The organism is Bacillus sp. FSL K6-2944 (assembly GCF_038005385.1).
GTDB classification, from domain to species: domain Bacteria; phylum Bacillota; class Bacilli; order Bacillales; family Bacillaceae_G; genus Bacillus_A; species Bacillus_A cereus.
Genome location: NZ_JBBOTE010000001.1, coordinates 1332863 through 1344837, shown reverse-complemented (window position 1 = coordinate 1344837; position 11975 = coordinate 1332863). Strand labels below are relative to the sequence as shown.

Below are 11975 nucleotides of genomic sequence, written 5' to 3'. Positions count from 1 at the left end.
TATTATTCTTAGAAGTTTATAACTTTTATTTATATTTTTTATTGATAAAGGTTTTCCGTATCTACTTATGAAAAAGGAATATATGTTTATTTAACTATTACGCATAACTGTAAGGAGGAAGAATATGACTAAAAAACTCAGTCTAGTTGAGATAGAGTACATTTGCAATATGTTTTTTCAATATTTTGAAATTCCAGTTTGTTTTTTAGATTGTAACAAAAATATTCTTTTAGAATTCACATCAAAAAGTGATTCACATTCGTTGTATACATCAAAAATAGAACAGTTACATATGCTTTTTCAGAGAAATGATACATATAATTCCCCCATCTTCAGAACTCACGAATATCTAGGGCACTTTATTTTAATTCACATAAAGAGCGATTATATGGTGAACGGTACTGTTATTATTGGGCCCTTGACACATGTGAATTCTTCTACAAGTAAAGCGGATAGTAACCTTAATTTTATTCCAAATTATAAAAGAACAAGAGACCATTATTTTTCATTGTCAGTCAAAGATCAAAATTTCTTTGTAAATATAGCGATATTGTTCTATAGCATTCTCTATAAAAAAAATTCAGATGTAAGCACCTTTTCAAATAACAGTGACTCACTTCATATAAGTCATAGCAGCATCTTAAACGAAGATGTATATATTTCAATGCAAAAAGACGAATCCATTTATCATAATTTATATATAGAGCAGCAACTACTTAGTTCTATAGAACACGGGGATAAAGAAACCGTACTCAAATATTATTACGAATTCCAACAAGAGACTCTTTCATCTTTATCTTCATTCCATCAATTAAGACGTCATAAAAACATTTGTATTTCATCCATCACGCTCGCTACTAGATATGCGATAAAAGGGGGACTTCCATCTGGGATTGCTTACAAAATTTATGATTTACATATTCAAAGAACAGAAGATTTAAAAGACAAAGAATCTGTTTGGGATTTATTAAAAAATGCTTTTTGTACCTTTGCAGACCGTGTAAAGGCACAAAAAACACAGCAACATTCACAGACTATTGCTATTTGCAAAAACTACATTTTTAAAAATATTTACAATCCAATATCTGTTAAACAAGTTGCTAAATTTGCAAATGTGAATTCAGATTATTTATCTATATTATTTAAAAAAGAAGTCGGTATTTCATTAATTGAGTACATTCAACGTGAACGAATAGAAGAAGCAAAGAAATTATTAACTTTCACCACCTATCCTTTATCAGACATATGCGCTTCGCTTAATTTTAGCGATCAAAGTTATTTCACTAAAATTTTTAAAAAATTCACCAATGAAACACCTGGTAAATATCGAAAATCTCATGTTGTCATTTAGAGTGAAACTTCCATTAAAACAAAATGTTTTCAGTAACTCATCAATGGCAGATTAGAAGCACTCCCAGATTCATGAACTATAGGATTTATGCTTTTTCCAAACCAAAAAACACGTTACTATTCTTTTATTTTAATGAGAATAGTAACGTGTTTTTTATGTAATGTAGTTTTGTAGACAGAACATGATCCAACTACAAATTTTTATAGAAGCCAAATGCACCGCTTAACTACTAAAATCTTATTAAGTAAAAAATCCATATTTTGTTTTACTTACTTTCTACTTTATTTCTTTTGAATAATGAACTCTTTTCTTCAAACGAATGATCCCTACTATTATTTTTGTATCTTTCTAAATTTGCGAACAAAAGTGAGTACTGTGCCTGTAATAATCATCAATATGCCGATTGCTGCACTGTTAGTTGTACTTACACCCGTCTTTGGAAGCTCCTTATATGTATATTCTTTTTTATCGCTATTACTGTTGTTTGGGATATTACTCTTATTTTCCTTATTAGCAAGGCCATTAGCTTTGCTAGTTTCTTTATCTTTCACTAATACTTTTTGTATTGCATTTACCTCATTACCCACGGAATCTCTAACACTATATATTATTTCATAAGTACCAGCTTTAGTTGTATCTATAGTTCCTTCATACGCTACTTTAGAAATAAGGTCACCGTCCTCTTTATCAGTAGCTGATACCCCTACCAATGGATCAAATTGATCACCCTCAGTAATTGAAGTTGTAGCAGGTACTTTTAGTATTGGTTTATCATTTTTAACTTCTTCTCTAACTTTGACCGTTACAGTTTGCTTCGCCGTTACTTCATGACCTTTAGAATCTGTAACCGTGTACGTTAATACGTAAGTACCGGCTTTAGTTGTATCTACTTCACCATCAACTTTGATTTTAGAAGTGAGATCACCGTCTTCTTTATCGATAGCTAATACTTCTGCCATTGGAACAAATGAATCTCCAACATGAATTGTCGCTCCAACAGGCACTGTTAATTTAGGTTCTAAATCTGATGTTTCTCCATTTCCCTCTACAATTACAGTCTGTGTTGCCGTTGCATTCCGCCCTTGAGAATCAACAACCATGTATTCCACAATGTATGTACCTGGTTTTGAAGTATCTACATCGCCTTTATGCTTTACTTTATTTGTTAAATCACCATCTTCTTTATCAACAGCTTTTACATTTCTCATTGGATCAAACGTATCACCTACACGTAGTGTAATCGTAAACGGTACAGTTAACTCTGGAGCTTGGTTTTCTGCTGTTTTTTCGTTCTCTTTCACCGTTCCTGTAATTTTTGCCGCATCAAAAGCATTTTGGACTGCTTGAACTTCAATTGAGTTCGCTCCATATTTATTAGTTGCCACTTTAAGGCATGCCAATTTCAATTCAGAGAAATTAGAAGTCATATTTAATTCATCAGTATTTGCATAATAGAAAATATCAAACATTCTATCTTCACCAATACCATTTACATTTACACCGTTATGAGTACCACCTTGTGCCATTAAATACGCAACTTTATTAATAATACTTGAGTTAAAATGAACGCCTCCATAATCCTCTCCATTTAAATCATTATATTTACTATAATCATCCGGATACGGTAGTCCTTCTGAAAAATTAATTGCAGTTGGATTTTTCATATTACGAAAAGTCGATCCAGTTTGTTCTCCTATTGTCCAGTTAAATTCCCCATTATTTATGTATTTCTCTATAGCCGTTCCCATAATATCCGATAATGCCTCGTTAATTGCCCCAGATTCTCCTGAAAATTCAAGGTTAGATTCACTTGATGTAACTGCATGTGTAAATTCATGACCGGCTATATCGAACGCTTTTACCATGGGATCTCCATATAAAAGCATACTAATGTTATTAATATTAGTACTAAATGCATTCTCCCAATTTTCAGGATCATTTGTTCCTCCAGAATCCCATGCATGTACAACTGAAACTACTTTTTTTCCTTTATTATCAAAACTATTACGCTTATATTTTTCTTTATAAAAATTGTATACCTTTGTTGCTAAGAAATGAGCGCTTACCGCCTTTGGATCATTAAATGTTGTTGAAACACTAGTTGCTAGTATACCAGGATAATAACTTTCTTCATTTGTAATATCTCTATAATTTACATCATATGTCTCAATTCCTTGTCCTCTTGTGTAATCAGCAAGCGCATAATTCCCACTGGTCTGTGTAGAAATACCAAATGTACGAGTTACGCCTAAATCATCTTTTCCTGTTCCAGTTAATGATGTAAAATTGCTAGTTTTATTTTCCTTAACGGATTCAACATACTCTTCACTTATTTTCAAACTTGATTCTTGTACCATATCTTTTAACATTTCACCATTATGAGCATTCACTAAATAAGTTCCAGATACATAATTTGGTGTTGTAGCAGCAAATGTAACTTGATATGCATTGCTAGCCTGCCCATGATTTTCATCAACAAAAATAACTGCCTTAACTTCTGGCTCAGAAATAAATTTAGTATCGTTTCCGTACTTTTTATAAATATATTGTTTTGCTTCTTCTTTTGATAAATTAATAGGTTTCTTTAAATCTTCTTGTGTTAAATTTTGTGCGCTAGCTCCTGAAATGCTTTTAATAATACCTTTTTTATCTACGTGAGCAGTCAACTGGTGGCCATATACTTCTTTTCCTTCATATATTTGTTGTATGCGCACAAGTGTAGTTCCATCATAAGAACCACGTTTTTGAAGAACCTTGTAATCTACTCCTGTTTCTGCACTAACTTGTTTTGGAGACAAAGCATGCTCCGTATTTTCCTTAAGTGCATCTTTCACTACATTCTCTGGTGCCTTTTTTGATGGTTGTGTCAGATCACCTGTACGGAACGAATCCTCTTGAATTTCAATGACCAGGTTCCTCTGCATGACCTACTCCATATGGTGTTACACTTGTTAAAACGAATCCTGTTGTTAATGCAACTATAGCTATTTCTTTTTTATTTCCCATGATATTTACCTCGTATAAATTTCTATTATTTATATGAAACTGCTAAAATGTATACAATCTATTCCTAACATAAAAAGATGACTTTTGTAATCTACAAAAGCCACCTCTTCAATATGTAATATCCCTAAAATGTTTTTAATACATAATTTCTATACAAACAGAAAAAAGCATTCATTAACGAGCATTTTGCAATACTTTTATTAGGTCATTTATATTTTCAACTTTCTGCTGAAACTGATCAAGTCTGCTATGTAACAATGAAGGATTTTTATCTTCAGTTGAAATAACTTGTTTTAATTCGTTTTCTAATTTTTCATACATATCAAAGAAATTATCAAATTCTACACTTACAAGCTCTTCATTTTCGCGATAGAATCTTTTTGCTTCTATATAAGTCATATATGATTTATTTAAAAATCCTAATGAAATTAAATATTTAGAAGTGTTTTCTTGATAAATAGCAATATCACACGCTATTTTAATATCAGAATAAGTCTTTTGAACGAGACAATGCAATTCAAAAATCTTAAACTTTAATCCATTATTCATTTCATCCCCTCCCATCGTATCTATTCTACATAAAATTAGAATATTATACAAAGAAAATTATTAGCATGAAATTGACAATTTAAAAAATAACTTAAGGATAAACAAAATCCCTCTCATTATAAATTATAGTTGCGGAGCATTTACCAACATAACAGCAAAATAAAAAGCGAAAAGAATAAATCTTTCCGCTCTTAGAGTAATAAATACATTTCATATTGCGCTAAAGAATTCTTTTCAAATCCACATTTCTTAAGAAAACCTTCCAGTAAATTATTGTTAGGAAACCCAATTGATAAACTTGATAAATTTAATTCTTCTCTTGCTACTTCTAATAATTTCATCCCAACACCAATATTTCTATAATCTTTGTCTACGAAAATAAAACTAATTTTACCTTGTTTATTTACACATAGAGAGCCTTTTAAGTCATTATCGACATATGCACCATAAAATACATTATTTGTTTTTTTGATATAATCAATATCATTTTGCCAATTTATATGGAAGTTTAACCATTTCTGAATTTCATCTTTAAAAGTTGGAAATTCTAATTGTTTTACTTCAATATCCTTACAATCTTTATTCATTATTTTAGTCAAATCATTTAAATTATAATAAGAAAGATCGTACACTTTTTCATAGCCCAACTTATTATAAAAATGAATCGCTCGGTCATTTCCTACAATGACTTCGAGAAAAAGTTGCTTACATCCATGTTGAATCGCCTCTTCTTTATGCAGTTCAAATAATTTTTGACTCACACCAATACCGCGGTAATTAGGATGAACCGCTAATGTTCCACAGCGCATAGTCTTAATACTTTCATAATCCTTTATGCCACCTAATATTACGCCAACTGATTTGTCACCGTCTAAAGCAAGAAAAGAATGTTCTAGCAAATTACCTTCTGGTCCCAAAAAACGGTGTATAAAATCCCCTTTTGAAACTTCCATCTTAATAATATAATCGGAAAATCCATCTTTAAAAGCTTCATATACTAAATCAATATTCACTTCACTACACCTTTTATATTGAATCATATAAAATTGCCCTCCAATTGCTTGTATTAACCTCAACATGTACCCATATAATATATTCCATCTATTATAAATTTCAGCTCTTAATTTGAAATGAACGGAAATTTCCCTACATATAACCCACTATTCATTTGTTTTATAACAAACAGTGCAATATCTCCATTTTGAATTTTAATTCCTGGCATATCCACTAAACTCTCTTTTATATTTCCTATACCATTCCCCTCTATAACAAATGGTAATCTAACAACCGTCCAATCTACATCACTACTTTGGAGAATTTGTAACTCTTTATATTTATCTTGCATCATTTTTGGTAAAAATAATTTAAACAAGTTAGCCCCCATTTTATTTACAATCCCTTTCTGATCTCCAACAACATTTATAGAGCCACCAGAAATAAGAATATAACGTTTTATTTCATATTCCTTCATTACTTTTAAAATATGCTTTGTAACTGTACTAAAAATATAAGATTCATTTTTCGGTTGACCGACAGCATTAATCACAGCTCTACAACCTTGAAGTAATTCCTGGATTGAAGAAAAATCACGGGCATCTCCAATGATAACCTCTATATTCTCATTATTTATCGGCATATTTTTAGAATTTCTCGTTAATATTTTCACTTGAAATCCCTGTTCTAATGCTTCATTTATGAGGAATTTCCCGACTTTTCCATTCGCACCCAAAATAGCTATTTTATTTGTAGTTTCCAAGCTTAAAACCCTCTAACTATCTATTATTTACTACATTAATCTCATAAACACGTAAAAAGGCAATTAAATGCTCACATGCTCTTTCGCATGCTAGCATTTTAAAAATTTTTTGTTCTTCTTTCGTTTTATCATTTGCTTGATCTGAAGCAGCTTTTAAACAGAGAAATGGTTTTTTATTTATTTGACACACATAGGCGAAAGCTGCTACTTCTTGATCAACTGCCAATGCTCCATATACGGTATGGAGTAAATATCTCATTTCTGAACTACGAATACGTTGATCTCCGGATAAAAATGTACCGAAATGTATTGGATCATATGATCGTATTTTTTTTATTCTTCTTACAAGTGATTTTGTTGTTTCAATAGGTGCTGTTCTACCGTTATATAAATTAAAAACATCTTCCCCTGAGCCAGCTGCAGTAACATCGTGTTGTATTGCGTTTAGTGCCACTACAATATGACCGTTTTTCACCTTGTTTGATAAACTTCCGCATCTTCCTGTCATAAACAACTCATCTGGCTGAAACTCACTAATTAACAATTGTACACAACTAGCGCAGCTTACTTTACCGACACCAGTAACAACTGATATAATTTCCAGCTCATTAATAGTATGAAAATGAAATTCCCAAGCTGCTCTTTTTTCAACACGTTCACTCGGATAATGTTGATGCAAATACGTCAGTTCTGGTTCCCATGCAGATACAATTGCAATACGTTTCATTACACGCTTCACTTCCCCTATTGTCATTTAAATAAGTTATCTATACTTTCTCGTTCATAATCTGGAATCCATTCTTTGTATTTCTTATATGAATCTCGTATTATTTCTTTATTCTTCGCAATTACTTCACATCCTCTATCATCATACATAAACATCACAATATCTTTCTTTGCATTTATGAGAAATACATCTGGATAAGAGATTTCTTTTTTTCGTCCAAATCGAAGATACAGATCAGAAAAATCCTCATGATTAGCAGCTTGTATCAGCGGTTCATATTTAATATCTTCCGCAAGACATTTAAAAGAAAATTGATATGTACAATATAAAGTGAAACTTTAATCAGTGGGGGGTCTTACTGCCCGGCAAATAGCGGGATAAATCTGCTTCTTCATCTTCAAATAAAAACGGTAACGTTTCTTATCTTATATGAAATCTTAAATCTCTTTTCTTAATATATTTATTGTATATATTTATTTTCTGTGAAGTTTTTATGTTTTCCTTTTTAAATCTATAAACATTTGTCACTACAAACACTACATCTTCTTTTGAAAATATGTCTTCAAAGTTGAGAAAAGTATTCCATATTTAAATCGTCGGTTCCTTCTACAATTTGATATTTATCTTTTCCGAAATCAAAATGTAAATGATTTTCCCACTGAGAATATAAGTAGGGTCCTAATGTAACTCCTGGAAATGTTTGATTCATATATTCTTTTAATTGCATTTCCTTGTCCTTTCTACTGTACAATTCTTTTTAAATCCCAATATGCTTCTTCTAGCCACGGATGTATAACTTTCAATGTATCTTTCCTTTCCCACAAATATGAAATATATACAAAAGCTGCTTTTTCCAAAGATTTTCCCAATTCTTTTTTTATTTCTATTAAATATGGTGGTGTCCCTTTTTGATCCCATTCTATTTTATCTGCAACAAATAATACTAAATCCATCTTCGTTGCATGTTTACGCAACGTTGTATGGCAACAAATTGCATTTAAAATCTCTTCATCTTCGACTTTAAATATTTCTTTTGCGATTACCCTCGATAATTTTTGATGAATAATCATAGGAAACTTTCTTTCCGCTTCCACTATTTCTACACCAAATTCTTCAGCAACTGCAATCCGCTCCTCGTTTGGAAAAATGCCACTAATATCATGTAAATATCCTGCAATTGCTGCTTTTTCTTTATCTACGTGAAACTTTTCTGCAATCTTTTTTGCCTCATTTGCCACACGAATTGAATGTTTATATGTAAACTCTTTATTATATTTTAGTAGAAAAGCTTTAATATCATTGTCTATTTTTCCAGTTGGAGTAAATGAATATATATCATTACATAACATAGAAAATCCCCCTTATAACTAACTTTCATTATAATGTAGAATCTAAATATCCTTGTTATTTTATATTCGTTATTAATCTTTTTACTCCTTTTTAATACGTTACATGAAATTTTATACATAATCATCGCTACAAGTACATAAATGTTTGATATTATAGTAATGTTGATGATTTGTAAGGAAAGGAACTACACAATGAATAAAAATATATTAATTATTGATGATGATAAAGAAATTGTTGAATTACTTGCTGTTTATTTGCGAAATGAAGGCTATAACATTTATAAAGCTTATGATGGCGATGAAGCATTGCAAAAGGTTTCTACATATGAAGTTGACCTTATGATTTTGGATATTATGATGCCAAAACGAAACGGATTAGAAGTTTGTCAGGAAGTGCGTGAAAATAATACTGTACCAATTCTAATGCTTAGTGCAAAAGCAGAAGATATGGATAAAATATTAGGCCTTATGACAGGTGCTGATGATTATATGATCAAACCATTCAATCCATTAGAATTAGTAGCTAGAGTGAAAGCTTTATTACGAAGATCCTCTTTCCAAAATGCTACTTCGCAAAAGAATGAAGATGGTATTATTCGTATTCGCTCTGTTGAAATACACAAACATAATCATACAGTTAAAGTAAATGGAGAGTACATTAAACTAACCTCTATTGAATTCGATATTTTATATTTACTTGCGAGTAATACAGGAAGAGTATTTAGTTCAGAAGAAATTTTCGAACGCGTTTGGAATGAAGATGGTTATGGTTCAAATAAGACGGTAATGGTCCATATTAGCAACTTACGAGATAAACTTGAAACAGTAATAAATGGAGAAAAATTTATTCATACTGTTTGGGGAGTTGGCTATAAAATTGAGAAATGAAGCATTTGATATATTAAAAGATATTCCTAAATGGAAACTTATTTTTTGGCTTTTATTAGCTATCACACTCACTCCTATTACTGAACTAATTATTTATCGCCTCGTTACGAGTGTAATTGAAAGTTCACTTACTCTAACCGAACTCGGTAAAGAATTCATTCGAATTTTTGGTTATGAAAAGTATAAAGGGATTAAAGAGTCTTTATGGATGATGATTGTATCTTATTTGTTTTTATTTTCTATTTTTTCATCCTATCTTTACATTTTTTATCGTCACGAGAAAAAACTTTATTATGAAACTTGTATAAAAAAAATGATAGAAGAAATTCGTTATATTGCAAATGGAAACTTCAATCATAAAGTTTCTATTGTAAATCATAATTATCTAGAAGAATTAGCAATCGGGGTCAATGAAATTGTTGAACAATTAAAAGTCTCAATTGATGAAGAAAGACAAGCGGAACAAGCAAAAAGTGAACTTATTACAAATGTATCACATGACTTACGCACTCCCCTTACTTCTATAGTTGGATACGTAAATTTAATCCATCATGATAATTATAGAGATGAAGTGGAATTGCGATACTATATTCAAGTCATTTACGATAAAGTAACTCGTCTTAATGCATTAATGAATGACTTGTTCGAATATACACGTGTTCAAAATAAAGAATTAAGCTTGTATTCTGTTCCTATCGATATTGTAGAGTTACTTGGACAATTAACTGTTCAATTCCGCATACAGGTTCAAGAAGCTAATATAGAATGTCGGCCTTCTTTCCCGTCTCAAAAGCTCATGGTATTAGCTGATGGTGACAAATTAGTGCGTGTGTTTGAAAATCTTATTATAAACGCTATCGCTTATGGAAGCGAAGGTCGCTATATTGACCTTACTGCTTATGAAAGTAATAATATGATTACAATTGATATAACAAATTACGGACAACCTATTCCTAGTACGGATTTACCTCATATTTTTGAACGTTTTTATCGCGTTGAGAAATCTCGCTCTACAAACACTGGTGGATCTGGACTTGGATTAGCAATTGCAAAAAGTATAGTCGAATTGCATAAAGGAACAATTGAAGTATATAGTGATGACGAAAAAACAACATTCACTGTAAAACTACTCCCATACAAATGTTAATATTACAAATAAAAAGTTCAATTTCTTACCATATAAGAAATTGAACTTTTTCCATAATTACCCTAAATTTAATAATCCTTTATAATTCTTTAGAAATTCTTTACCTTTTCTTTCTTCCTAATTAAGCATTCCTTTTTACAATACTATTATTGATGTCATAATAGGAGGATCGCTTATGCAATTCTTAAAGAAATTCGCTATTTTATTATTATCTTTTTTTATTACTGCACTTATCGTTTTATATTTTTATCTTTATGTAAATGGTCCGATTATTCAAGCTAAATCAGCTATTTTAATAAATGCTAATTCAGGTGAAATTGTTTATAAAAAAAATGAAGAAACCCCAGTACAATCAGCTGCTTTATCTAAATTAATGACAGAATATATCGTATTGGAGCAACTAAATGATAAAAAGATACAGTTAGATGACTTCGTACAAATAAGTAACGAAGTTTTCCGAGTAGAAACAAGCCCTATACAAGTAACATCGAATGATAAAACAACGGTTCGTGATTTACTTCATGCATTGCTACTGGCAGGGAATAATCGTTCTGCACTCGCTCTAGCAGAACACATTGCTGGAAATGAAGATAACTTTACAGTATTAATGAATAAAAAAGCAAAAGAACTAAAGTTATTACAACCATCTCCATTTCTAAACTCTACTGGAATTAATAATAATACAAATAAACAATCAACTACAACAGCGATAGACGCAGCTAAACTAGCAGCACGATTAGTAAAAGATTTTCCAGATGTATTGAATATTACGAAACTAACCTCTTACCAATTTACCTTCAAAGATTCCCAGGTTTTCAATACGAATAAAATGATATATTCCCTTAATGAAAACATTAAACTTCAAGGTGTTGATGGCTTACAAACTAGTTTTTCAACTAACGGTAATTATAGTTTTGTCAGTACAGCAAAACTTGGAGATACTAGACTAATTTCAGTAATATTAGATGCAGATGAAGAAAACATTTCATTTATTGAAACAAAAAAGTTGCTACAGTATGGTTTTGATCCTTCCTCGTACTCTGCACTCCAAGCTTTTAAAGACGCCCTTACATCTTGGACAATATTGCTTCAGTTTAAAAATTTAATTATACAAACTATAATGATTTTTTTAATCATTACCACCTTAATGTTTTTACATATACGTCAGAAAAAATCCGAGGATTTCAATTAAGAAATCTTCT

9 protein-coding genes and 2 pseudogenes are annotated in these 11975 nt (G+C 30.8%); 4 read left to right on the top strand and 7 right to left on the bottom strand.

The window, feature by feature from the left end:
• Window positions 1-124 precede the first annotated feature (124 nt).
• Entirely contained in the window at window positions 125-1351 is a 1227-nt protein-coding gene (locus MHH55_RS06800; protein WP_139362562.1) for a helix-turn-helix domain-containing protein, read from the top strand.
• Between the two features lie 332 nt (window positions 1352-1683).
• Here the strand turns inward: MHH55_RS06800 and MHH55_RS06795 are convergent.
• The 7 genes and pseudogenes from MHH55_RS06795 to yqeK form a co-directional block, all read right to left on the bottom strand.
• Window positions 1684-4357 (bottom strand): annotated as a pseudogene (locus MHH55_RS06795) (M4 family metallopeptidase).
• A 174-nt stretch (window positions 4358-4531) separates the two neighbouring features.
• Entirely contained in the window at window positions 4532-4906 is a 375-nt protein-coding gene (locus MHH55_RS06790) for a hypothetical protein (protein ID WP_001059024.1), read from the bottom strand.
• Between the two features lie 191 nt (window positions 4907-5097).
• Window positions 5098-5946: a GNAT family N-acetyltransferase gene (locus tag MHH55_RS06785; protein WP_075677043.1), complete on the bottom strand. Its 849-nt coding sequence runs from the start codon at window positions 5944-5946 to the stop codon at window positions 5098-5100.
• Window positions 5947-6026: 80 nt separating this feature from the next.
• Window positions 6027-6662, bottom strand: coding sequence for an SDR family oxidoreductase (locus tag MHH55_RS06780; protein WP_000450432.1), 636 nt, complete (start codon window positions 6660-6662; stop codon window positions 6027-6029).
• 16 nt (window positions 6663-6678) lie between these two features.
• Window positions 6679-7416 carry a 5'-methylthioadenosine/S-adenosylhomocysteine nucleosidase gene (gene mtnN, locus MHH55_RS06775; protein WP_139362550.1) on the bottom strand — a complete coding sequence of 246 codons (738 nt, stop codon included), beginning with the start codon at window positions 7414-7416 and terminating at the stop codon, window positions 6679-6681.
• Window positions 7413-8116, bottom strand: a pseudogene (locus MHH55_RS06770) (DUF3885 domain-containing protein). The gene mtnN and the pseudogene MHH55_RS06770 overlap by 4 nt, the downstream one beginning before the upstream one ends.
• A gap of 13 nt (window positions 8117-8129) precedes the next feature.
• On the bottom strand, window positions 8130-8738 hold the full coding sequence (gene yqeK, locus MHH55_RS06765) for a bis(5'-nucleosyl)-tetraphosphatase (symmetrical) YqeK (protein WP_000882441.1): 609 nt from the start codon (window positions 8736-8738) through the stop codon (window positions 8130-8132).
• A 192-nt stretch (window positions 8739-8930) separates the two neighbouring features.
• On the opposite strand from yqeK, the gene MHH55_RS06760 reads away from it, so the two are divergent.
• The 3 genes from MHH55_RS06760 to MHH55_RS06750 all read left to right on the top strand — a co-directional run bounded on the left by MHH55_RS06760 (window position 8931) and on the right by MHH55_RS06750 (window position 11965).
• Window positions 8931-9626 carry a response regulator transcription factor gene (locus MHH55_RS06760; RefSeq protein ID WP_001038807.1) on the top strand — a complete coding sequence of 232 codons (696 nt, stop codon included), beginning with the start codon at window positions 8931-8933 and terminating at the stop codon, window positions 9624-9626.
• Window positions 9616-10773 carry a sensor histidine kinase gene (locus MHH55_RS06755; RefSeq protein WP_001243312.1) on the top strand — a complete coding sequence of 386 codons (1158 nt, stop codon included), beginning with the start codon at window positions 9616-9618 and terminating at the stop codon, window positions 10771-10773. The genes MHH55_RS06760 and MHH55_RS06755 overlap by 11 nt, the downstream gene beginning before the upstream one ends.
• A 175-nt stretch (window positions 10774-10948) precedes the next feature.
• A complete protein-coding gene (locus tag MHH55_RS06750) occupies window positions 10949-11965 on the top strand; it encodes a D-alanyl-D-alanine carboxypeptidase family protein (RefSeq protein ID WP_001160045.1) in 1017 nt (338 codons plus the stop codon).
• Window positions 11966-11975 lie beyond the last annotated feature (10 nt).

Excerpts from the sequence above, each read along its gene's own strand:
- MHH55_RS06800 (WP_139362562.1), top strand. The coding sequence starts at position 125 with ATGACTAAAAAACTCAGTCTAGTTGAGATAGAGTACATTTGCAATATG.
- MHH55_RS06790 (WP_001059024.1), bottom strand. The coding sequence starts at position 4,906 with ATGAATAATGGATTAAAGTTTAAGATTTTTGAATTGCATTGTCTCGTT.
- MHH55_RS06785 (WP_075677043.1), bottom strand. The coding sequence starts at position 5,946 with ATGATTCAATATAAAAGGTGTAGTGAAGTGAATATTGATTTAGTATAT.
- mtnN (WP_139362550.1), bottom strand. The coding sequence starts at position 7,416 with ATGACAATAGGGGAAGTGAAGCGTGTAATGAAACGTATTGCAATTGTA.
- yqeK (WP_000882441.1), bottom strand. The coding sequence starts at position 8,738 with ATGTTATGTAATGATATATATTCATTTACTCCAACTGGAAAAATAGAC.
- MHH55_RS06760 (WP_001038807.1), top strand. The coding sequence starts at position 8,931 with ATGAATAAAAATATATTAATTATTGATGATGATAAAGAAATTGTTGAA.
- MHH55_RS06750 (WP_001160045.1), top strand. The coding sequence starts at position 10,949 with ATGCAATTCTTAAAGAAATTCGCTATTTTATTATTATCTTTTTTTATT.